The organism is Aestuariivirga sp. (assembly GCF_965227715.1).
Classification (GTDB): domain Bacteria; phylum Pseudomonadota; class Alphaproteobacteria; order Rhizobiales; family Aestuariivirgaceae; genus Aestuariivirga.
Window position 1 is genome coordinate 1096242 of sequence record NZ_OZ245771.1, and the last position, 22113, is coordinate 1118354.

Here is a 22113-nt window from a genome sequence, read left to right on the forward strand (position 1 = left end):
GTCTAACAAAGCCCAGAAGCCAGCAAGGCAGATTGCGCTCATCATGACACGCTCAGAAATTCTGGCGATACTCAAATTCCTCGAAAACTCTCGATCCGCGGGCATGACCGCTCTCGGCGTTGAAACGCCAGACCCTGTTTGGATGATGACGATCGCGCTACTGCGTCGATACTACTCTAATCAACGCATTACGATTTCTTCTCTGGCTGATGCCTCAGGCGCATCCTATACGACATCCTTGCGTCACATCGACCGAATGATTTCTCTCGACCTCTTGAGGCGTGCGGACGATCCAGCTCATCCGAGACTCGTCTACATCGAGCCGACCGAAAAGCTGCTCTTCAACTTTCAAAACCACTGCATTGCTCTGAAGCGGCACATAGGTGGGGCTTTCGGATTGAGCCGCACAGAAGGAGACAATTTCGTCTTTGGAGGAGCTCATCTCGCGGCAAAGATCATTGGCGCGCCACAGAACCTGGTGCCTCCTTTGAACCAGGATGGCCCTCTGCGACTTTTGCTCGCAGACGAGCCGACATTCCTCACACTCCAGCGAATGTCAGGTGAAATGTCTGCTTGTCTCGACACAGAGCTAGAGATCGAGATTCTGGACTATGAGTCCCTCAATCAACTTGTCATCCAGAACAGCCATGAGGAATTGTCGTCCGCCGATCTGGTAGCGCTGGACGTACCCTGGCTCGGCGAGCTGTCACTTACGAACTCCTTTGAATCACTCGATGAGTTCCTCAAGCAGAGCTCCCTGAATATGTTCGATTTCTATGCCGCAGCGTGGGAGTTGGGACGATGCATGGGGCGGCAATTGGGGGTTCCGTTTGCCCCGACAGCCGAGTTGTTTCTCTATCGGAAGGACATCTTCGAAGAGCACCGACTGACCCCGCCTGACACCGCTGACCAGGTCATATTGGCAGCACAGGCGCTTCATCGTCCGGAAGAGGGACGCTACGGAGTCGCGTGGAACGCCGCGAAGGGCTGGCCGATGGGACAAACATTTCTCCAGGTCATGGGGGCCTTTGGCTCGCCGCCCGTGAACCTCCGTAAGTACGGAATTGGCTATGACAACGACACACCTTGGGAGGACCTGAGACCGACCTTTAATAACGACGCAGGGCATGCTGCGCTGGACTACCTCTGCAGGCTCTCCACTCTCTCGGCGCCCAATATTTCCGAGATGGACTGGAGGGCGCGCATCGAGAGCTACCGCAAGGGCGAGGTCGCGATGTGCTATTCGTGGTCGACGCACACTGCTGAGATCGAGGGAGATCTGAATTCACCAGCGAGTGGGAACACCCGCTACTTGCTTCATCCAGGGTTGGGGAGGGCGACAGGCGTCTCGACCATGGGGGGGTTCGTACTTGCGATCCCATCAAACATAGCGCCGCAGCGCAAGCGGAATGCCTGGCGGGCGCTCGAATGGCTGGTGTCTCCGCAGGTGACGAAAAGCCTTATCCTGAATGGTAGCCCGGCCAAGTTCATGCATAGCGTCGCCGCTGATCCGCAGGTGCCCAACTTGCTTCCCGCCATGGAGGCAATGGCGTCGATGGAGCGGCTAGGCCAGCTCCAGACTTGGCCGCGACCGCCGATTCCCTTCATGTCGTCGATGATGCGTATCGTGGGTCACCACATCCATGATGCAATTTGGGGCGGGGCCAGCAGGAGAGATGTACTGGTCCGGATCGAAAACCAGGTGATGCCACTGTTGAACACTCTCAAGAGCCATTCGTGATCCCCCGAGTGGAAGCGTCGCGCCTGTACGAATCGTTACGCTCGTCAGCCACTCGAAAATCCCTGAGTTCTGCCTCTCTGTTCATTTTGAACATAGGCCCGCTTCTTGTCTACGCGGTTGTCCGAGATGATGGACGGCAAGAACAAGGAAAGCTGCCTCAGGTTGTGACGGCAGGTTGATAGCTCTAGGGAGGAGACGCATATCATATGACCATTTCCGTGGGTGTGGTCGGGCTGGGGGTCATGGGAGCGGAACACGCTCGCATACTCCAGAACGAGGTGCGCGGGGCGCATCTCGGCGGGGTCTATGACCTCGACATTGGGCGAGCTGCCGCACCCGGCGTCCGGGTTTACGCTGATGCCGTTGATCTCATCCGTTCACCCGAAATAGAGGCTGTGGTCATTGCATCACCCGACTCGACCCACGCGGGCCTGGTCCTCGAGTGCCTGAGGGCGGGTAAGCATGTGCTTTGCGAAAAACCAATCGCGGGGGATCAGGCTGAGGCCCGGAGCGTAATTGAGGCCGAGTTGAAGCTTGGTAGGCGCTTAATCCAAGTCGGGTATATGCGCCGATTCGACCCAACCTATGAGGAAATGCGAGCCACGAGAATTGCCGGCACGATCGGATCCCCGGTCATCCTTCACAATGTGCACCGCAATGCGCGAGCTCCGGAGTGGTTCACCGGGTCGATGTCGGTCACGAACTCCTTTGTACACGAGATCGACATCAGCCGGTGGCTTCTCGGCTCCGAAATGATCGCCACCACTGCCGTGTCCTCTAAGGGCGGTGATCCGCTCTTGATCACGATGTGGACAGACCGGGAGGAGATTGTCTCCACCGAGATCTTCATGAACGCTGCGTACGGGTACCATGTTCACGCAGAACTCGTGGGACGGTTCGGCACGGTGGCGATGACGGCCCCGGCCCTGACGACTGAAAACACCCAAGGGCGGCATGGTCACTCTTGGGCCCAAAATTGGGTGCCGAGATTTGCTGTCGCCTATCGACGTCAGATGCAGGCCTGGATTAACTCACTATACTCGAGTGTACCGTGTGGCGCGAGCGCGTGGGATGGCTACATTGCCTCCAGCATCGCGGCAAAAATCGCAGAGGCGCTACCTTCGAAGTCGACCATCAATCTCGACTTTGGTGCCACTCCCGAGCTCTACAGGATCTGACTTTCCGAGGAATGGACATGATTAAATATGCCGTTGTTGGGGCGGGTTGGATCACCCAGGAGGCCTTTCTTCCAGGAGTGGCCCAGTCGGGGAATTCCCGGGTCGAAGCTATCGTATCTGGCAACTCCAAGAAATCTGCGGCGCTCGCCCGGATGTACGACATACCGCTCGCCGTATCATACGACGAATACGACAGCCTCCTCCAGAGTGATCGTATTGATGCGGTCTACGTCGCGCTGCCCAACTCCTTGCACGCCGAGTACGCCATTCGCGCAGCGCGTGCTGGAAAGCACGTCATCGTCGAAAAACCCCTGGCCAACACTGAGACGGAAGCAGAAGCCATGATTGCTGCCGCAAAGGATGGCGGCGTCTATCTCATGACCGCTTATCGGCTGCACAATGAGCCGGGCACGTTGGCGGTTTTGGATCGTATCCGTTCCGGAGAGATCGGAAAGCCGCTCGTATTTCAGAGCATCTTTAGCTTTCAGGCACAACCCGACAATCACAGGCTGGTCGCGGAACACTGGGGCGGGCCACTTCAGGATGTTGGGGTCTACTGTATCAACGCCGCAAGGCACATATTCTCTGAAGAGCCGATCGAAGCAACGGCAATATCCTATCGACCAACCGATGATGATCGCTTCAAGGAGGTGGATGCAACTATTGCGGCGACGTTGCGCTTTCCTTCAGGTGGATTAGCCCAGTTTGTTGCGAGCTTCGGTGTATCGTCAGTTGATGCCTATCGCGTCGTTGGGAGCACGGGTAACCTGGAACTGGGACCTGGCTTCAGGCACGATACGCCGACCACGCTGCGGCTTCGCCGCAATGGCGAGTCGATCAAGATTACATTCCCCCAGGTCGATCACCTCGGTGGGCACATGGCCTACTTCTCCGATTGCATCACGTCACACACGCCTCCGGAGCCCGATGGCGAAGAGGGGCTGGCAGACATGCGGGTTCTCTTCGCTGTGGAAGAGGCGGCCCGAACTGGCAAGCCGGTCTCCATCAAGTCGTCTGCGCGGCCGCGGCACCCTACCAGCGACATGGAACAACGGCGCCCGGTAGCCCCCCGGCTGCTGATCGCCTGAGTGATGGAGCGCTGCGAGTTTGGAGTACGACTACGATGACAAAGCACATACCGCATGGCCCTGTGCCTCTACTGGAGGCCCGGAAAATCGCCAAGTATTTCGGAGCAATCACTGCGCTCCATGGTGTGAACTTCCATGTTAATGCAGGCGAGGTTCTCGGGGTTGTGGGCGACAACGGAGCAGGCAAGTCGACGCTCATGAAGATCCTATCCGGACTTTACCAGCCCAGTGAGGGCGAGCTGCATTTCGAGGGAAAGTCCGTCCATTTCAACAGCCCCAAAGACGCAAGGCTCTTGGGCATCGAGATGGTCTACCAAGACTTTGCGCTCGCCGGCAATCTGCCAATCTATGAGAACATCGTTCTTGGACGTGAGCCAGGCCGAAAGATTGCCGGTCTGACGCTGGTGGACCACGCCCAGGCAAGGACGATGGCGAAGCGGCACCTCGACCGGCTCCGGATTCATGTGAAGTCGATCGATCAGAACACAGAAGACCTGTCAGGTGGGCAGCGGCAAGCAGTCGCAATAGCCCGCGCAACAGCCTTCGATGCAAAGCTCGTCATCATGGACGAGCCAACGGCCGCGCTGGCGATCAAGGAAGTGGGCAAGGTCCTAGACTTGATCCGCTCGCTCAAGGAACACGGCGTCGCCGTAATCATCATTTCCCATCGCATGGACGACATCTTCTACTGCTGCGACAGAGTCATGGCTTTGTACCAGGGAACGAATTTTGCCGAGGCGTCCATCTCTCAAACGAACCGCAACGAAGTCATCGGGTGGATCATGGGTACCAAGGGCCACTCCGAACAACTCGCTCATGACCGGGTGAGATAAGATGCCCGTGAATCAGAAGTATTCGCGGATCCTCGAGACCTATGGGATCCTCTTCGTGGTGCTGTTGATGATGGTTGCTCTTGCGTTCATCAAGCCGGCGGTGTTTCTGACACCAGAGAACCTTTCAAATATTCTGAAGCAGAATGCGTCGCTGGCTCTGTTGGCGCTCGGGATGTTCGTTGTGATTCTCACTGGGGGTATCGATCTTTCGGTCGGCTCTGTGATGGGGCTCTCAATGGTCTGCATTGCCTTGGGCGATCACGCGGGCATTCCCTCCTGGTTGTGTCTCTTCATAGGACCGGCAATCGGGCTCTGCGCGGGCTGGATCAACGGGATGGGGCTGACTTGGCTCAATCTTCCCCACCCGTTCATCATGACCTTGGGAACGCTGAACATCGCTCGTGGCCTGACCTATTTGATAACCGACGGAGCGCCGGTGTCGGGGCTTCAGGCGCCCGTTCGGTATCTGGGCACGGAATACTGGACCCTTGGCATATTTTCACCGCCTGCCGGTCTTCCCGTCAGCCTGCTGGTTGTAGCAGCCGCCGCACTGGCCCTGTGGTGGTTCCTGAGCCATACCTCAGCCGGACGTCACATCTACGCGATCGGGGGCAATCCTCAGGCGGCTAAGGTGTCCGGTATCAATGTCAGCCGGATGTTAGTAGTCGTCTACATGATGTGCGGTTTCTTTGCAGGCCTCGCTGGCCTCCTGCTGGCTGGCCGAACCAACAGCGGTTTTCCGAATGCGGGAATTGGCATCGAGCTCGATGCAATCGCCGCGGTCATCATCGGAGGTGCGTCCTTCTTCGGAGGAAGGGGCAACGTGCTGGGAGTGCTGGGCGGAGTGCTGCTGATGGGGTTGCTGCGAAACGGCCTCAACATCAACAATGTCAGCGCCTTCTGGCAAATGATACTGATTGGCATCGTCATCATCATTGCCGTCTACATAGACGTACTGCGCCGACGAGCGGCCGTACGAAGCTAACCGCATCAACTGCAGTGCGATTGGTCTCTTGGCCACTGCGGATCTACTCAAAGGGACAAACAAAATGGAGGAAACGATGAAGAGAGTTCTGGTAGCGAGTGTGGCGATCTTGGCCTTCTCGGGCGTGGCGTCTGCTGAGACATACGTCGTCAACATGAAGGGGCCGGCCGCAGGTAATCCATATTGGAATACATTTGCTCAGGGTGCGACAGAGGCGGGAACGAAGTTTGGCGTCACTGTGAACGTGATGTCTCCACCCTCGGAAACCGATGTCCAAGCTCAGATCAGCCAAATCGAGGATGCCATTGCTCAGAAGGTTGACGGAATAGCGCTTGCGCCGACGGATCCTAACGCGCTTGGCCCGGTGGTGGATGCCGCGAAGACGGCCGGTATTCCCGTCGTGTTCGTCGACGGAGCAGGTTCAAATGCAGACGTGCCGTTTGTAGGGACCGACAATCTCGCCGGTGGAAAGAAGGCGGGCGAATTCATGTGCTCGCAGCTCAAGTCGGGTGATGAAGTGGCTATCCTGCAGGGCGTCCTGTCCACATCAAATGGTGCGGACCGGTACAATGGTTCGAAAGAGGCGATGGAAGCATGCGGCCTGAAGGTTGTGGCAGCCCAGACGGCGGAATGGGACAGGGCGAAGGGACAGTCGATCACTGAATCAATCCTCGCTGGCAACCCTGGCCTGAAAGGCGTTTTCGGATCCAACGACAACATGGCCTTGGGCGCGATCGAAGCGTTGAAGGCTGCTGCGAAGCTTCAGACCGTGGTGGTGGTCGGATATGACGGTAATCCCGATGCCGCCAACTCCATCCTGGCTGGTGAGATGCGTGCTTCCGTTGCCCAAGCTCCCAAGAAGATGGCTGAGCTTGGAATCCAGGCCCTCATCGATATGAAGGCTGGCAAGAAGGTCGAGATGAAGGTCGATCCGGGTACTGTTCTCGTAACCAAGGACAATGCAGCCAACTACAAGTAACCGCGGGGTCGGGCCGAGAACGGCCCGGCCTACTCACCCGCGTGAATGCTTGCCTCTACCAACGTCTGCGGACGTACGTTGACCCAAGCGTTCGCCGAGCAGTTGTCCTCCCTGGTCGCGCTTGGCATAACTCGCCGGCTTACCAACAGAAATGTGGTAACCGGCGTTTCTTATGATTGTACAAGCGAACGACATGGGGCCTTTCGAAACTTCCGATCCGGGGATTGCGCCCCGTCGGTATGAAGGAATTCTTGCCGCGGATTCAAAGAGGTCACAATTCATTTGCGGCGATGCAGACGGCATTAATCTTGGGGCGAACATCGACTTCGAGGCGTTTCCAGGGGACGTGGAAGCCGCAACTCTCAAAGCTGATTGCCCGTCTGCAAGCCAGATCATCCGCAATATCACCGTCTATGAACGTTGCAATGCAACTCCTGCCACGGGTCCGGAATGGGCCAACATACTGCTGAACGCGGCAGGCGTTTTAGTTATCCGCGGCGCATTCGAGGATATGTCTGCGGTCGATGATCCCTCAGCCCTATTCCGGGAGATCATCGCCGAAGAACGCGCCGCAGGTGCATCCGCCGGTGATCACTTTGCCCAGGCCGGCGTCGGTGATCGGGTGTGGAACTCTCTCCAGAAGCTCTGCCTGAGGGCGCCACAAGGCTATGACGTTACATGGCGAACCCGGTGATCGACCTCGCCTGCCGGAGTTGGCCGGGGCGCGGCTATCAAATCGCAACGCAAGTCAATCAGGTGAGACCGGGCGGCAAGGCCCAGCTGCCCCACCGCAACTATCACCTCGACTTCATGAAGGCCGAACAGATCGCGAATATCCCATGCACATCCATCTTTTCAGTCCGATGCTCATCCTGAAGGGGGGTGTTGCCCATTGCGATGCGCCGGTCGAAATTGGGCCCACCAAGTTCCTGCCGCATTCCCAGCGCTTAGCCGATCGACACATGGCGGCGCCGCTTCCAGCCTTCCGCGAATACTTCGAGGCGCATTACGTGCAACTGCCCCTCCAAAAGGGTCACGCGATCTTCTTCAGCCCCGCGCTGTTCCACGCAGTAGGCGAGAACCGCTCGGCTGACATCGCTCGCATGGTCAATCTTCTGCGGGTGGCCTTGCCATTTGCAAGGCACATGGAGACCATCGATTGCACGGCCATGTGCTGGGCCGTGTTCCCCTATCTTTCAGGCTTGACAGCAGATGCCCTGCAAGTCGTGAAAGCACAACGGGCAACTGCCTGTTCAGCGCGAATACCTGTTCCTCACTCACTCGCACCATCATCTGTTGCAGACCAATTATCATCGGATGACGAAGAGAATGAGGAGTGCGGCTGATGTCAACAGGCATCACCGCCGAGCCTCAGTCGGCGGATAGCAGCGCTTTGGATGGAAGAAGTGCGAAAACATGCCGTTCACCTGGCATCATACTCACAAGAACTTCGAAGGGGCTCTAGATCTATCGGGATGTCGCTACACCAGCTCAAAGCCACTGTTTGCCAAAGGCACCGTGCGAATTCTCCTTCCCGTCGCCCGAAAAATCGCATTCAGAACCGCAGGCGAGGCAACCGCCATCGCTGGCTCACCAACGCCACCCCACTCTTCGCCGCCACCTTGCAGGATAAGCGTTTCCACCCTCGGCATTTGAGCCAAGCGGAGTGAGTCAAAGTCGAAGAAATTCCTTTGCTCGACGCGCCCTTCTCTAATTGTGATTTGTTCCTGGAAAAGCGCCGACAGTCCGTACAGAATGGAACCCGAAACCTGGCGTTCGATCTGCGCTGGGTTTACCGCATACCCAGGATCGATTGCGGCAACGATCTTGTGGATTTTGACTTGACTCGCGTCGCTGACGGATAACTCACAAGCGGCTGCCGCGAAACTGCCGTAGGATTTCATTTGAGCAATGCCCCGATACAGATCGCTTGGCGCCTGCTTGCTCCAGCCTATGCGATCAGCAACAGCTTCTAACACAGCCCGGGTGCGCGGACTATTCGACAAGTGCGCCAGTCGGAACGCCAGCGGATCTGCACCTGCATAATCGGCCATCTCATCGATAAAGGTTTCAAGAAAAACTGCATTCTGATTTACATTCACGCCACGCCAAAATCCGGGTGGAACATGGGTGTTGCGCATTGCATGATCAATCAGCAGATTGGGAAATTGGTACCCGAAAGCGTTTTCGCCTTCGCCATGCAAACCCTGAAAGACTTCAGGGTCCATGCCGCCATTCTCTGCCAGCTTAGCAGGGTGGGTGGCGGCCCGGATCGATTGACCAGAAAGGCGAATGTGGAGTCCGGTCACGTTTTTCCTGTCGTCGAACGTGCCCGTCAGTCTGCCCATCATGACAGGGTGATAGCGCCCTTGCGTCATATCCTCTTCACGAGTCCAAATCAGCTTTATAGGTGAACCAGGAAATTGCTTTGCAATCAAAACCGCCTGAACCGTATAATCCTGATGAGATCCCCGCCGTCCAAATCCGCCGCCAATGTTGAGTTTGTAAACATCACATTGCTCGGCCGGCAGACCGGAGGCGCGAATGACCGCTGCCAACGTGTTATCGCCGTTTTGAGTTGGTACCCATGCCTCGCACCGCTCCGGCGTCCATCTAGCGGTGGCATTCATGGGCTCCAGCGTTGCGTGGTTCAAAAATGGAAAGAAATACGTAGACTCAAGCGTCTTAGCAGCTCCCGCAATTGCTGACTTTATATTCCCGGCTTCAGTCCGCACAAACGCGAACTGAGAACCTAAACCCTCCTCAATAAACGCTTTGATCGCTGGGCTATCAACGTTTGCGTTCGCACCGAAATCCCAATCGATCTTCACTTTTTCAAGGGCAGTTTTGGCATGCCAGAACGTATCCGCAATCACCGCCACCGCGGTGTCGCCAACTTTCACAACCTTCTTCACCCCATTGATCTGCATAGCCTCTGTGGCGTCAAAGCGCCTTACGGCACCGCCAAAGACGGGGCACTCGTTTATCGTTGCAATCAACATTTCAGGCAACTTGAGATCAATGCCGTAAATCTGCCCGCCCGTGACTTTTCCTGGCATGTTGTCAATGCGGTGAACGGGCTTCCCGATGAGTTGCCAATCCTTGGGATCCTTCAAGACAACATCAATCGGAACGGGCAATTTAGAAGCTGCTGAAGAAACAGCTCCATAAGTCGTGCTGCGGCCACTCGCGCTATGGAAAATGACACTATTGCGCGCGAAACACTCGTGCGTTGGCACGCCCCATCTTGTAGCGGCCGACTGAATCAGCATCATGCGAGCAGCCGCACCACCTTGGCGCACATACCGTTCAGACTGCCGAATCCCGTGGCTGCCGCCGGTGGAGTAGCTTCCCCAGACATGATTGCGCTTCTTACTTTCTCCAGGCGTTGGGTACTCGTATGAAACTTTCTGCCAATCGCACTCCAGTTCCTCGGCAATCATCTGCGCCAAACCAGTTATGGTGCCTTGGCCCATCTCTGACTTAACGATTCGGAAAACCACATCCTCGTTCGGCTCGATCACAACCCAAACACCGATTTCAGGCGATGCGAGCGGTGCGCTGGGGTCGTTCGGCGTTCCAGCAGATGCGTGCTGTGTGACGTTTGGCAACTCGAAACCAATGGCCAAGCCGGCGACAGTCGCCGTTGAGTCGATAATGAACCGTCGACGAGAGATACGTGCGTCAGTCATTTCACACGCCTTCAAGCATTTCTGATTGCATGAATGGCTTGGCGGACCTGCTGAAATGTACCACAGCGGCAGATATTGCTAACTTCGGCATCGATTTCTGCGTCAGAAGGCTGCGGATTCCTCTTCAGCAACGCAGTGGTCGCCATGACCATCCCGGATTGGCAGTACCCGCACTGAGGCACCTGATGATCGATCCATGCCTGCTGTACCTTTGAAAACCGCCCGTTATCCTCAAGGCCCTCGATCGTTACGATATTCATTCCTGCGGCGTCGCCCACCGGCAAAGAACAACTCCTCAGCGCATCCCCTTCAAAGAGTATGGTGCAGGCACCGCAGGCACCTATTCCACAACCGTACTTGGTGCCTGTGAGGTTCAATTGTTCACGCAAGACCCACAACAAAGGGGTATCCGGTTCCACGTCAACCTGCGCCAACCGTCCGTTCACAATGAATTCAATCACGCGTAAAGACCTCAACAATAAGTAGTGGATCGAACCACGAAGGGAGTGCACTAGTGGATCTAATTATTATAAATAGTATAGTCAAGCAATTCGAGCGTGATGAGTGGGTGCTGGATCGGCCGGACTATGAGAGACGAGACGCACACTCTGGACGACCTCTCATTATCTGCATTGTGAAATGCTCTCTGTCATCCCTGAGCTAGCAGAGTGGTGAGAACTATCTGATGCGGCGTCTCAATAGGAACTTAGAGATGACTGAACTCACTAGCATAGAGCGACAATTTTTAGATACGCGCTTACATCGAGCGAACTCTTCTCCGCCAAGTTACAAATTGACCTCTTGCAGCGGACATGACGCATTCCATTTGTCAGCATTGGAGAGAGTTGGGCAGTATTTCCCATCAGCACGTCTGAGGCAATCTGGGCGACCTGGTGACGGAAGGATTTCCGGCTCATCGTACCTCTTAGAAGAAGCGCAGATGAGAGATCTCCTTGCCGCAGCGGCCTTGCGATTGAACACCTAGGTCGCTGGCCAACGGAAAAGTGTTATTCAAGTGGCACTTTCTTGTGGATCTTCAATGGAACAGTTGAGGTTAGCAGACTGAAAAGTCGAAACCCCGTTCTTTACTTAAACGATTGCTGCCCTGCGGTGAGTATCTAGGGCCGGTTGTGACGTTCGTTTTCTACAGAGAGTCAGCTAGAGTGCAATCACGCGCTCTATACCGAGCCTCTTCCCCTCGTCGCACGGCTGATAGACCATTTCTCCGACAGTGCGACCTGCAAATCGACGGAAGGCAAGAATCCACCGATGCTTGAATGGGGCGTCATTGGAAAGGTCGACGTGCCGCTCGCTGATCCCTGAAACGATGCCAATCTCACCAGAACGGATGCGGCCGGACAGCCGTCGCTCCAAATAGATCGACGCACTCTCCCCAATCATGTGAGGCTTCACTCTCATTCCGATAAACTGCCCGAAATCGGGCCAGACTGATTTGAAACCCTCTGAAACAGCCAAGAGTTCGGCGCCGTCCAGTTCGAAAAGTGCTCGGCAGTCTGACTGCATTTTGACGAAGGCCACGTCGAGTGCGAATGGGTCGCGTCCCTTTCGATTCACGAGGAAGTCCTGAACGTCACACATTTGACGTACAGCAGGAAGATCGATGCCAGCTTCCCACCTCGAAATGGCAGCTTGTGACCTACCTAGCAATTTAGCGAGGTCGGATTGGCGCAGCCCGTTGTTCCGCCGCCAAGCAATTAGAAATTTTGTAAAGTCGTCGCTGTGCATGAGATCGAATATACGGAAATATTCCTGCTCATTCATCAGGAAAGTAGATGGTAACCTTAGAAAGTTTACCGCCGGATTGTGCTGGCACGATATCAACCGAAACGCGAACTATGAAGGCTTAACAAATGAAACGATCTTCGCAGCTTCTGAGCATCAGCTTTGCCCTTCTTATGACCACCAGCTTAGCGGCTTTAGGCTCCAATGCTGCCCATGCGCAGGGTCCAGGGTCTCTGGATGTGTCCTTTGGTGCGGGAGCGGATGACGGTACTCCCGCAGGCATCGTCAGCACCTCGCTGGGTAAAGGCGACGACATTGCCAACGACATCGCTACCACGACCGACGGCAAGATCGTCGTCGCCGGCAACCGCTTCAATGGCCAGAGCAATGACATCGTGATCGTGCGCTACAATGCCGACGGCAGCTTCGATGCGAGTTTCGGTAAGTCGGAAGACGCCACGCCGGACGGTGTCGTCAACATCTCACTCGGTGATGGTGACGACTTTGCGACGTCGGTTGCCATCCAGCCTGACGGCAAGATCGTCATCGGTGGCTACCACGAGGAAGGAAAGAGCACCAATATGGTGGCGCTCCGCGTCAATACCGATGGCACGCTTGACCAGGGCTTCGGCAAAGCCAATGACGGAGCCGAGAACGGAATTGTCAACATCTCCCTCGGCGACGGCGACGATATCGTTCGCTGTATCGCGCTCGCCGCCGATGGCAAGATCGTGCTTGCTGGTGACACTGTGTCGAAGGACGGAAGCTCCAACATCGTCGTTGCACGTCTCAAAGCCGATGGTTCACCCGATGCTAGCTTCGGCAAGGACGGAGCGGACGGCACGCCCGATGGTTTCGCCGCCGTCTCGCTCGGCAATGGCAACGACATCGCCAATGACATTGCGATCGCTGCCGATGGCAAGATCGTCGTCTCCGGCTCCCATGGTGAGGAAGGCAACTCAAACATGGCTGTGGTGCGCTTCAACGCCGATGGCACGCTTGATGACGACTTCGGCACCGCGGCAGACGGCACGCCCAACGGCGTGGTCAGCCTGTCGCTCGGGGATGGCAGCGATATCGCTCGGGGCGTCGCCTTGACCCCAGATGGCAAGATCGTTTTGGCGGGCGACTCAAAGTCATCCGACGGCAGCACCAACGTCATTATAGCCCGCCTAAATGCCGATGGCTCGCTCGACGAGGCCTTCGGGGTCGGAGAGGACGGCACCCCCAATGGTGTGACCTCCACCTCGCTTGGCAAAGGCAATGACTATGCCACCGACGTGGTCCTCGAAAACGACGGCGACGCAGTAGTTGTTGGATATCATGAGGACGGCTCGAGCACAAATATCGCTGTGATGCGTTTTAAGCCCGACGGCGCGCTTGACACCGGTTTCGCCACGTCGGACGACGGCTCCCCGAACGGGATCGCCAACATCTCGCTGAGCGAAGGCAACGACATGGCCTCGGGTGTCGCCCTTCAGGGCGAAAAGTTGATCGTCGTAGGCGGCACCACTGTCGCAAACGACGGCAGCAAGAACATCGCAGTGGTACGTCTGCTTGCCCAGTGAGCCAACTTGACGAAATGCGGGTGGAGAGAACTTCTCCCCCGCAGACGATGCAGGGCACAGACCCAGACACACTGTAGGCAGCTGGAGTTGCATCCGATCGAAGTGAATCTTTTTTGGGAAAACCAAATCAACGCGGACGTAATTCATATTGCCTGCTGGATTGGAGGCCGGCAGGCATGTCCAAAGCGCTGTCGCTCGATCCCAGGGTCCGGGTTCTGGTCGCCGCAGAGGCTAGGGCTGGAGCCGTAGCGGTGACCTATTCGACGTTGGGGCCAGTTGTTGATGATGAATTGCGCGCGGGATCGCCGATCCCATTGTTCCGCATCGAACGCGGCACGGCCGCACTTTCAGTCAAACTGGCCCGTCGAATTGATGTTCTCGCTACACTCCGCAGGCGCCTGGAGCCAACCACGTCGCTTCTAGACAAGTCGGCTGCGGAAGCCGGCGCGAATTGTGAGATATCACAATTAGTTTGTGAAGGAACCGTCAAGATGCTCATGGCTTGCGACAAGGCGGTACACGCTGACTCAGTGCTAGACGGCTTCACAGAACTCGTCGCCGCAGACGACCTCGTTGTGCTGGCACAGGCGTCAATATCGGAAACTATCGTCGGTGTGCCGCAACGCCCATACTTCACTAGCCCTGAAATCGGCATGGACCAGAATGGGCGGCACTTGTCAACGATGGCGGATCGGGTCCTCGAGGTTGCACTCAGTCACTGCCCCGGTGTTGTGTAGCGTCCTCGCAGGATCCTATAGTCAAGTGATCGCCTTCTTGTCTTATCTCACATTTCAGTCGATCGCGTTGGATGATGTTCACTATCTGGATTGCCGTTAACGCCTGCAACATACTTAACTTCAAGCAAAACGCTTCATCACAGTTGGTTTGCACGAGGATCAAATCTCATTGCTGCTGGATTTGCTGAGCGCCTATTGTAACATAGCGCTCGGCCCAGTCGATTTGATCTCGTGCTAGGAGTTCGTCCATTTGAATCCCGGATCAGCAACCGTGAGACGTGTTCAACTGAGGTCTTTCTCACAAAGGTGCCCCGCGGACTGCCGCTACAGAATGCTCTATTAATCTGACCAATTCAGTTCGACAGAGATCGGGAAACTGATCTTGCACGTTTTCCGCTAGCCTATAGATGTCTGTTGGAATGTGTTGATCGGCGTCTTGAATTACGGCGGCAGTAACCCGTAAGAGTCTTTCCAGTTTCATCGCTAGGAACCCTAAGAAGCTGCAAGGCACAATGCTGGATTTGTTGGAAGTTGTAGAAGGTCAATTGAACACAACTTGAATGGATCGTCTAGTGGCGGACTTCGAGTGGAAGGGATCCGATCCAGAACGATGGTGAGCGGCCTAGGTCAACAACCTGCGCAAACCCCGCGCGGTGCCATGTCTCTCGTTTTCATGTTAAATGATAAATGCAAATTGTTACAAATGATAGTAAGGGCATTTCCACCTACCTGTTTTCTCCACGATTGACACATTGTTTCCTTCTTGTCGGAGCCAAGCCGCTACAAGAGCAACGGCGATCCTTGGCGGTAGGCGCTTCGCGTCGAGCTTGGCCTGCATGGCGTGGGTGAGGTTGCCTGATTTCGTGGGCATCAGGAGCGCGGCGAGGGCTTCCTCCATGCGGTTGCTCACGATTGGCTCAATGATGGCGTCATCCAGGTGGCGCATTGCATCGGGGCTGTCGGCGCATGAGGCTGCCCTCAACCTGCGTTCCGATAGCGGCGCTCACCGTCCACCACCGCACTAGACACTTCGCGACCTAACTTCTTTTTGATGGTGCCAGACAGAAAGCCCCGGACACTGGGGTTTCTCGATTAGCGATTGGCCATAAGCAATACTTCGTCGGCATAGAGTGCCGTGAAGGAGCATCTCATCTCCGCAGGAGCGATGTCCGTCTCCGGGAGATGCCAGTCTGCTATGCCGCCGTCCATGCGATGTTGCTGGCTCCAATTCCGACCGCACACCGGATTGTCATTTGCCGACACCCGCGACGCGAGGGCGCGGCCGAGCGCAATGCTCGCGCGGAACGAGAGTACTCCACACCGGTGAATTAAATAGTCACTCTGGATTGAATTGACCTCACTTAATTCCTTCTTTTTCAGACGCTTAGCCGATTGCGTAGAATGCCAAACTAAGAATAAGTTGGGGGGGCGTCCGAACTCGCGCGCGAGTCCGGACGCAGTGGCTCCCCGTCTACGCCCCCCGGCAAGGGGAGCCACTTTAGCCCGCGCAAGATGTGTTTTTCGGATCATCTATAATCAGGTCACGCAGTGCGCCTGCCGAATCAACGTGAGTTAGCTCTCTTCACTCCCACTTACCACGTCCTCGAGCACGCCAGTTTTAGTACCTACCAAGCAGGCCAGTTGACCTTGTGGGGCTGAGAAGTGACTTTCAATACTGTTCTCTGTTCTTGCTCGCTTAACGGCCATGCTGGCCGAGTTCGAAACTGTTGATGTGGGGTGCCGAGCCCTTCTTGAAGGCGAAGATCAGCTCATGGCGAGAGCGGTAGAAGCTCCCCATGCCGCCCGTACCCTTGTCCCAGGCGATCAGGTTCTTGAGCTCGGCGTAGACATTCTCTCCGGCGGCCAGCACTTCGCCGATATGCCGCCAGTCCATGCACACGAAGTGGATGGCACCGTCGACGCTATGGTCGGCGAGATTGCCGAAGGCCCTCGCCAGGAAGCCGGTGAACTGGTCCCTGGTCATCTCGCCCGAGGCCATGGCGAACTCGCGGTGTTTCACGCGTCCGAGCCCTGAGACATGACCCTCGATCGGCACATTGTAGGGTGGATCGGTGAACACCATCTGCGCCTTCTCGCCGGCCATCAGGTCAGCGACCACCTCAGGTGAGAGGGAATCCCCACAAATCAGACGGTGTCGCCCCAGCAGCCAAACATCGCCCGGACGCGTCACCGGAGGTCCTTCCATCAGCGCCGGCAGTTCCTCATCTCTGGGAGATGCCGGTTCCCCGACGGCCAGTCCGTCGATCAGGCCGTCGACATCGCCAATGGCAAAGCCCGTGAGATCGATGTCGAAGCCAGGATCCTCGAGCAGCAGTGCCTTGAGTTCCTGGCCCAGCAGTTCCTCGTCCCATCCGGCATTGAGCGCCAGCTTGTTGTCGGCAAGGACGTAGGCCCGCTTCTGAGCCGGCGTCATAGTGTCGAGGCGGACGCAGGGTACTTCGCTCAGCCCCAGAACCTTGGCGGCTTCGAGCCGCCCGTGCCCTGCGAGGATCATGTTGCCGCCATCGATGATCAGGGGATTGGTGAAGCCGAACTCCTCGATGGAGTTGGCTATCTGCCGGACCTGCTTGCGGCTATGTGTGCGCGCATTGCGGGGGTAGGGCTTTAATGCCCCGAGGGGCAGGTATTCAATTCAAGTTCGTGGGACATGGCCCAATACTCCTTACTAACAACGTTTCACTCCTTCCCCCTGCCAGGTGTTGTCTGCTCAGCCGGTCCTGGCGACTCGGGAGATGTTCGTGCATTGTTCTACTGGCACTCGCTGCGGTACGCAACAGATTGTGTGAACTGTGAACAGAAACACCACGTCTATGGCGTTTCTGCCGCAGTGGCCCCGGGGACGCGTTGCCTGACTGCGCCAGATGGGATCCCTGTTCGGTTGCGCCCAAAACCCTGGTCAGGGCGATTCCATTCCCTGTTCCCGAAAACAGGGAATTTAACCGTAAACTATTCAATTCACGGAAGGATACGCGCTGATCAACTCTTCGCAGGTGCCAATTCTGGCGAAATTCCCTGTTAATTCCCTGTAACTACACTGAGACGGGTTCGCAGAGGACTGGCTCCACCACCATTCAGTCCCTCCCCAGAATGCCGTCTGAGGCTACTGCCGGAATAGCCGGGACATTTCCGAAGCTTGGGCAATGGCCCGCATCGTCTCTAAGGGCCGGAGACGCTGCTTTCTGGTTCTTCTGCGGGCAAAATCCGGGCCCGTCTCAGTGTGTGGTTTTCGTTGCCGTCTCTGCGGATCAGTACCAAAATCGTGATTACGAGTGACCTCGCGACGAGCCCGTATCAGAGCTGATCGAACCCCAGGGCATGCCGATGATCTGCCCAGCCCGGCGGCAATGGCTTGAGGCGGATGAGCTTGCGCCTTCCTGACGTGACCACTGCCCGCTCGGTAGATGGCCGGTCCTCTCCTTTCCCGTCCACCTCCCCGATGCCGAGCGCCAGTTCCAAACCAAGCGATGACAATGCGATCCGCATCCCGCTGGGGACGATGTCTATTCGGGTCATCAAGTTGATGAGTTCGGCGCGCGCGTCCGGTGATGGAGCAGACAGCATCCGCACCAATCGCTTTGCATTGCCTTGCACCTCCTTCATCAGTCCGATGCCAGCAGTCGCCAAGCTTGGAAGCTGGTAGAGCCAAGACTGATCTTCCAGAGTGTCGCGCAGCGACGAAAGGACTGCCATATCCAGTTCATGTGCGGGGATCCGCCAGCCGGAGGAACTCTTCCTCCGCGCCTGCATCAGTCGCTGAGAAATGTAACAGTGGTATCTCCTGCCATCCTTGATAGCTTGCGATGGCGTCAGGCGATCACCGGTCTCATCAAACAGGAAACCTGCCAGCAGGCTGCCGGTCGCGTGGTCTGTCGCCGAGGCTCTCTGCGATGCCTGTGTTTTGAGCTTTTGCTGCACGGCCTGCCACAAGTCGCGTTCAATGATCTCCTCATGCCGACTGCGGACGATCCGTTCCTTGTGCCGGATGTCGCCGGCATAGACCGGATTTGGAACGCTGCCATGATCCCCGTGGTACGGCGCGCAAGATCGAAGCCATGGCCGCAAAGGGGGGATAGGCGAAGATGCTTGGCTACGATCAGGGCGCCGGCGTGTGTCAATCACGGGACAGCAGACCCAGTTATCCCCCCGGCATGTGGTCAGCACACAGGCTCTCAATCCCGATCGCGAGGTATCTGCCCACCGAGGGCATGGGGCACGATCTACCTCCAGAACCCGCCCCAACAGTGATCGAGGCAATCTGCGAGCTGGCCAATCTGCGCGATTACGTTCCGAGAGGATGACTACTTAGCACCCTGCCCCATTGCGTGAGTTATACGCAGGCCGACTCGAAATCGGTACTCGAAGAGAACCGCACCTGGTCATCCGCCAGTCCCTTCAGGACCTGCAGCAGGCTGGAACCAGAGCAAAAAGGTGCAATGATGCCCATTCGAAGGACATGCGACATAAGTTGGTTACTGCGCAATGGGCAGATCGAACAACTCGCGCTCGCTGGACCCAACTTGGAAGTCGGCATCAAAGGGAGCGCATTCACAACAGGCAGTATTGCAGGAGAAAACGTCCGACGGACTCTCGATCGTCCGATGAAAGACAAACATTAAAACCCTATCAAACGTGTTGGCATAAATGGCGCCACACCCTATAAGACGAAGTTAGTTTCAAATGGAGTTCGTTCATGAAATTCGCGTTGCTCGCTTGTTGTTTTTCGATCGACTTCTCCGTTCCCTCCTTCGCCAGCTCCTGCGATACCGACCTCCCAGCGCTGAAGTCTCAACTCCAAAGGGACGAGATCGAACCCGACGTGAAGGCGCAAATTGAAGATATGGTCGCCCAGGCAGAGAAGTTTTGTGCCGCCGGCAAAGACAAAGAAGCTGGTGATGTCATCTCTGACGCCACAACGATGTTGACCGCTCAGTAACAGGCGTCCGGTCTGACCGCAGCGAGACTCTGCGGCCCGGATTTGAGACGATATTGATGTGATCAAGCGTCGAGCCGAGTGGCCCAAATACTTTCTTTCCACAACCAGTCAAGCGGGTGATTGAGTACCGGGAAGCGACCTGAACGATCTTGCCCACTCGGTTCAGAGACCCGATGAGACAATCTCACTGGCCCCGAGTATTCCACTTGGAAGTAGGATTACAGATCCATGCTGTTTTATGGCCACGTGCCTCATTGCGCGTCAGGTTGGGTCCCAAAATCCGGGCCGCTGATCCGCGTACACTTTCCTTGCAGTACCACTATGCCTTTCGAGGTCATAATAAAGTTCGTGATTGCTCCGGTGTAGCGATTTATTTCCACACGTTGCTCGGCCGGCGCGCCATCGACTTCATACTGAGCGCGGCCCTCAATCAATTTTCCCCCTGTGGAGGCTATGAAGGGATGGATGAAGCCTTCCTTCATCATAGTGCCAATCAAGTCGCCGATGGGGTCATACCGAAACTCGACACTTCCAAACGCATTCACGGTATTGTGCGTTTGCATATCCGTGCTGCGTTGCCACTCACACTTCATGATGAGCAGTCCCGTGGAAGCCAGTGCCGGTACAGGTGTCGGAAACACCAGCACCGCGAGAGCGAGTGCAAGTAGCATTTTTCTCATTTTGTAGACCACCAGAAGACGAAGCCCCCTCTTTCAGCGCCGGGTCGAACCAGGTTCAACGCAAGTGAACGTTCCGCGGCGGTAGTTCACAACGGGCCTTGCTCCGCTTGGATACTGGGGACCGTTGCACGCCTTTATGGCCCGTTTCAGAAGCGCTTGATCAGCTGCTGTCCTCTCTGCCGCATTTCCCGATCCGGGCACACACTGCAGCAGCAGAAAACTGAGAAACAGAGTCGCGCCTCTATTCATCTGATCAACGCCTTATCTGGGGTGCGCATGGGCCTTAATGTCCCTTCAGCACAAGTGTCTGGATGGGGATGAACAGCGCCTGCACGCGCAGGATCATGGCGTGTACCAATGCAATGGCATCTATGGCGTGCAGTCCAAAGCGTTGGAAGGTGCCAAGATCAGGATTTCTCAAGTCTTCATGAAAGCTCGTATACGCGTTGACGATGCAATTGCTGCCAGGCGTCATGCCTTCGAGGCCATCCTCAAAGATTGGTTCAAGCGTGACGAGCAGGGTGCCCGGCTGTGCGATCTGCGCCACGTCAACGAGTTGCTCGCCGGCACGTAGCTGGCCCGATGCGATGTAATCCTGCACGCCTATCACCACGAGCGGAATGATCTGCAGCGGCTTTGCGACACAGGTTGCTTCGGCCGCCATCCCCGGTGTGATAACGCTGGCTTCAATCTGGTTGAAACCAGCCTGGATACGCCGCGGCCCCTGGCCTGAGGGGATCAGGATGCCAGCAGGACGCAGTACGGGATTCACGATGTCACCCACCTGCAACACAAATTGCTCCAGCTGCCCGTCGACACCGGCATAGATGGTCTTTTTTGCCAGTTCGACTTCGGCCTGCTTCAACGTGGCCTCGGCGCTGGCCTTCTCTGCGGGCAGCAATGTGCCGACCCTGATCTCGGCCGCGCTTTGGGTCGCCCTGGCGGATGCCAGCGTGCCTTCGGCACCGGTCAGCGCAGTTTGAAGCCGCTCGAGTTCACGCGTCGACACAGTTCCGGATTTGCGGTCGAAAAGCTCCTGCTTCACAGCCAGTTCGTCGGATATCTGCTTCAAGGCATTTTCTGCCAGTTGCACCTGCCCTGCCGTAACCTCGATGTCGGCCCTCGCCATCACGATCTGGGCATCGATCTCGGCGCTGCGGCGCTTGGCCAGTTCCAATGCAGCTTGCTGCTCGGTGCTGTCGAGCTTGAAGAGCAGCTGGCCCTTCTTCACCTGCTCGCGCGTCTTCACGAAGATTTCGCTGACGCGGCCAACCGACTCGGTCAGCACGGGTATGGTGCGGAACACAGAGGTCGCGCTCGAAGTTGCCGGATGAAAAAAGAACACCGTCGTAATCAGCAGCGTCGTGAGAATCAAACAGCCGGTGATACCCCAGCGCAGTTCGTACCATATGGAGAAGAAGGTGATCTTTCTGCCCTGGACGAAATGCCGGATGAGGAAGTCAGGAAGAATGGTGAGCAGCGAGCAGAGCGTGATTTCGAGCATGATCAGGCATGCTCCGTAGGACGTTCCGGTGTGGTGGAGTCGTCATGGGCCGCAGCATCCATGCTATCGCCCTGTTCCGGCTCGGAGGGGATGCCGGCGATCTTTTCCACGGCCCGTGCGATGCGGCGCTGCGGTCCAATGAAGTCCGGCAGGTCGATCATCGCGAGAACGAGCCCGATGATCCAGAAGATGTGCATGTGCGTGAAAAGCGATATCAGTCCGAGTACCGCCACGACCTCGAACTGGAGTTTCCGGTGTCCCATGCGCTCCGGCAGGGAATGGAGCCAGAAGAACCCCACACCGAGCAGCACCACCATTGCTATCACGACCAAGGTGGTAATGATGTAGAGCACGTCTGTTCCGCCGGGCGCGGTGATGAACCACGGAAGAACGTGCGGAGCCAGTGGATTCATGGACTCGGTGGTGGCCAT

Annotated in this window: 20 protein-coding genes; 11 read left to right on the plus strand and 9 right to left on the minus strand. The window is 56.5% G+C overall.

Annotation, left to right across the window (positions count from 1 at the left end; translation table 11 throughout):
• Positions 1 to 43: 43 nt before the first annotated feature.
• From ACO06F_RS05290 to ACO06F_RS05325, 8 genes are all read left to right on the plus strand, one after another.
• Positions 44 to 1741 (plus strand): extracellular solute-binding protein, encoded by a 1698-nt coding sequence (locus ACO06F_RS05290; protein ID WP_421695641.1) that lies wholly within the window; start codon positions 44 to 46, stop codon positions 1739 to 1741.
• A gap of 206 nt (positions 1742 to 1947) precedes the next feature.
• The gene (locus ACO06F_RS05295) at positions 1948 to 2919 is read left to right on the plus strand and encodes a Gfo/Idh/MocA family oxidoreductase (RefSeq protein ID WP_421695642.1); all 972 of its coding nucleotides are present in this window, start codon (positions 1948 to 1950) and stop codon (positions 2917 to 2919) included.
• 17 nt (positions 2920 to 2936) lie between these two features.
• Positions 2937 to 4007, plus strand: coding sequence for a Gfo/Idh/MocA family protein (locus ACO06F_RS05300; protein WP_421695643.1), 1071 nt, complete (start codon positions 2937 to 2939; stop codon positions 4005 to 4007).
• Between the two features lie 35 nt (positions 4008 to 4042).
• Positions 4043 to 4840 carry an ATP-binding cassette domain-containing protein gene (locus ACO06F_RS05305; RefSeq protein ID WP_421695644.1) on the plus strand — a complete coding sequence of 266 codons (798 nt, stop codon included), beginning with the start codon at positions 4043 to 4045 and terminating at the stop codon, positions 4838 to 4840.
• A 7-nt stretch (positions 4841 to 4847) separates the two neighbouring features.
• Positions 4848 to 5825, plus strand: a complete 978-nt coding sequence (locus ACO06F_RS05310) for an ABC transporter permease (protein ID WP_421695645.1) — start codon at positions 4848 to 4850, stop codon at positions 5823 to 5825.
• A 76-nt stretch (positions 5826 to 5901) separates the two neighbouring features.
• Positions 5902 to 6804: a sugar ABC transporter substrate-binding protein gene (locus tag ACO06F_RS05315; protein ID WP_421695646.1), complete on the plus strand. Its 903-nt coding sequence runs from the start codon at positions 5902 to 5904 to the stop codon at positions 6802 to 6804.
• Between the two features lie 193 nt (positions 6805 to 6997).
• On the plus strand, positions 6998 to 7498 hold the full coding sequence (locus ACO06F_RS05320; protein ID WP_421695647.1) for a hypothetical protein: 501 nt from the start codon (positions 6998 to 7000) through the stop codon (positions 7496 to 7498).
• Between the two features lie 145 nt (positions 7499 to 7643).
• Complete coding sequence (locus ACO06F_RS05325) at positions 7644 to 8150, plus strand: phytanoyl-CoA dioxygenase family protein (RefSeq protein WP_421695648.1); 507 nt, start codon at positions 7644 to 7646, stop codon at positions 8148 to 8150.
• A 135-nt stretch (positions 8151 to 8285) separates the two neighbouring features.
• Here ACO06F_RS05325 and ACO06F_RS05330 read toward each other — a convergent pair whose 3' ends face one another.
• The 3 genes from ACO06F_RS05330 to ACO06F_RS05340 all read right to left on the minus strand — a co-directional run bounded on the left by ACO06F_RS05330 (position 8286) and on the right by ACO06F_RS05340 (position 12278).
• The gene (locus ACO06F_RS05330) at positions 8286 to 10496 is read right to left on the minus strand and encodes a molybdopterin cofactor-binding domain-containing protein (protein ID WP_421695649.1); all 2211 of its coding nucleotides are present in this window, start codon (positions 10494 to 10496) and stop codon (positions 8286 to 8288) included.
• An 11-nt stretch (positions 10497 to 10507) separates the two neighbouring features.
• Positions 10508 to 10957 carry a (2Fe-2S)-binding protein gene (locus tag ACO06F_RS05335; RefSeq protein ID WP_421695650.1) on the minus strand — a complete coding sequence of 150 codons (450 nt, stop codon included), beginning with the start codon at positions 10955 to 10957 and terminating at the stop codon, positions 10508 to 10510.
• A 697-nt stretch (positions 10958 to 11654) separates the two neighbouring features.
• Positions 11655 to 12278 (minus strand): helix-turn-helix domain-containing protein, encoded by a 624-nt coding sequence (locus tag ACO06F_RS05340; protein WP_421695651.1) that lies wholly within the window; start codon positions 12276 to 12278, stop codon positions 11655 to 11657.
• A gap of 89 nt (positions 12279 to 12367) precedes the next feature.
• On the opposite strand from ACO06F_RS05340, the gene ACO06F_RS05345 reads away from it, so the two are divergent.
• Positions 12368 to 13807 carry a hypothetical protein gene (locus tag ACO06F_RS05345; RefSeq protein ID WP_421695652.1) on the plus strand — a complete coding sequence of 480 codons (1440 nt, stop codon included), beginning with the start codon at positions 12368 to 12370 and terminating at the stop codon, positions 13805 to 13807.
• 176 nt (positions 13808 to 13983) lie between these two features.
• Positions 13984 to 14544, plus strand: coding sequence for a hypothetical protein (locus ACO06F_RS05350; protein WP_421695653.1), 561 nt, complete (start codon positions 13984 to 13986; stop codon positions 14542 to 14544).
• Between the two features lie 978 nt (positions 14545 to 15522).
• On the opposite strand, the gene ACO06F_RS05355 is transcribed toward ACO06F_RS05350, so the two are convergent.
• From ACO06F_RS05355 to ACO06F_RS05365, 3 genes are all read right to left on the minus strand, one after another.
• On the minus strand, positions 15523 to 15609 hold the full coding sequence (locus tag ACO06F_RS05355) for a hypothetical protein (RefSeq protein WP_421696628.1): 87 nt from the start codon (positions 15607 to 15609) through the stop codon (positions 15523 to 15525).
• A gap of 631 nt (positions 15610 to 16240) precedes the next feature.
• Positions 16241 to 17197, minus strand: coding sequence for a ParB N-terminal domain-containing protein (locus ACO06F_RS05360; protein ID WP_421696629.1), 957 nt, complete (start codon positions 17195 to 17197; stop codon positions 16241 to 16243).
• A 659-nt stretch (positions 17198 to 17856) separates the two neighbouring features.
• A complete protein-coding gene (locus ACO06F_RS05365; RefSeq protein ID WP_421695654.1) occupies positions 17857 to 18492 on the minus strand; it encodes a hypothetical protein in 636 nt (211 codons plus the stop codon).
• Between the two features lie 763 nt (positions 18493 to 19255).
• Between ACO06F_RS05365 and ACO06F_RS05370 the strand changes: the two genes are divergently transcribed.
• The gene (locus ACO06F_RS05370; RefSeq protein WP_421695655.1) at positions 19256 to 19498 is read left to right on the plus strand and encodes a hypothetical protein; all 243 of its coding nucleotides are present in this window, start codon (positions 19256 to 19258) and stop codon (positions 19496 to 19498) included.
• Positions 19499 to 19749: 251 nt separating this feature from the next.
• Here ACO06F_RS05370 and ACO06F_RS05375 read toward each other — a convergent pair whose 3' ends face one another.
• From ACO06F_RS05375 to ACO06F_RS05385, 3 genes are all read right to left on the minus strand, one after another.
• Positions 19750 to 20190 carry a hypothetical protein gene (locus tag ACO06F_RS05375; RefSeq protein WP_421695656.1) on the minus strand — a complete coding sequence of 147 codons (441 nt, stop codon included), beginning with the start codon at positions 20188 to 20190 and terminating at the stop codon, positions 19750 to 19752.
• A gap of 271 nt (positions 20191 to 20461) precedes the next feature.
• On the minus strand, positions 20462 to 21682 hold the full coding sequence (locus ACO06F_RS05380) for an HlyD family secretion protein (RefSeq protein ID WP_421695657.1): 1221 nt from the start codon (positions 21680 to 21682) through the stop codon (positions 20462 to 20464).
• Between the two features lie 2 nt (positions 21683 to 21684).
• Positions 21685 to 22113 carry a hypothetical protein gene (locus ACO06F_RS05385; protein WP_421695658.1) on the minus strand — a complete coding sequence of 143 codons (429 nt, stop codon included), beginning with the start codon at positions 22111 to 22113 and terminating at the stop codon, positions 21685 to 21687.

What these genes read in the sequence shown, in the direction of transcription:
- ACO06F_RS05290 (WP_421695641.1), top strand. Translation starts at nt 44, where the DNA reads ATGACACGCTCAGAAATTCTGGCGATACTCAAATTCCTCGAAAACTCT.
- ACO06F_RS05295 (WP_421695642.1), top strand. Translation starts at nt 1,948, where the DNA reads ATGACCATTTCCGTGGGTGTGGTCGGGCTGGGGGTCATGGGAGCGGAA.
- ACO06F_RS05300 (WP_421695643.1), top strand. Translation starts at nt 2,937, where the DNA reads ATGATTAAATATGCCGTTGTTGGGGCGGGTTGGATCACCCAGGAGGCC.
- ACO06F_RS05305 (WP_421695644.1), top strand. Translation starts at nt 4,043, where the DNA reads ATGACAAAGCACATACCGCATGGCCCTGTGCCTCTACTGGAGGCCCGG.
- ACO06F_RS05315 (WP_421695646.1), top strand. Translation starts at nt 5,902, where the DNA reads ATGAAGAGAGTTCTGGTAGCGAGTGTGGCGATCTTGGCCTTCTCGGGC.
- ACO06F_RS05320 (WP_421695647.1), top strand. Translation starts at nt 6,998, where the DNA reads ATGGGGCCTTTCGAAACTTCCGATCCGGGGATTGCGCCCCGTCGGTAT.
- ACO06F_RS05325 (WP_421695648.1), top strand. Translation starts at nt 7,644, where the DNA reads ATGCACATCCATCTTTTCAGTCCGATGCTCATCCTGAAGGGGGGTGTT.
- ACO06F_RS05330 (WP_421695649.1), bottom strand. Translation starts at nt 10,496, where the DNA reads ATGACTGACGCACGTATCTCTCGTCGACGGTTCATTATCGACTCAACG.
- ACO06F_RS05340 (WP_421695651.1), bottom strand. Translation starts at nt 12,278, where the DNA reads ATGAATGAGCAGGAATATTTCCGTATATTCGATCTCATGCACAGCGAC.
- ACO06F_RS05345 (WP_421695652.1), top strand. Translation starts at nt 12,368, where the DNA reads ATGAAACGATCTTCGCAGCTTCTGAGCATCAGCTTTGCCCTTCTTATG.
- ACO06F_RS05350 (WP_421695653.1), top strand. Translation starts at nt 13,984, where the DNA reads ATGTCCAAAGCGCTGTCGCTCGATCCCAGGGTCCGGGTTCTGGTCGCC.
- ACO06F_RS05370 (WP_421695655.1), top strand. Translation starts at nt 19,256, where the DNA reads ATGAAATTCGCGTTGCTCGCTTGTTGTTTTTCGATCGACTTCTCCGTT.
- ACO06F_RS05380 (WP_421695657.1), bottom strand. Translation starts at nt 21,682, where the DNA reads ATGCTCGAAATCACGCTCTGCTCGCTGCTCACCATTCTTCCTGACTTC.
- ACO06F_RS05385 (WP_421695658.1), bottom strand. Translation starts at nt 22,113, where the DNA reads ATGGCCACCACCGAGTCCATGAATCCACTGGCTCCGCACGTTCTTCCG.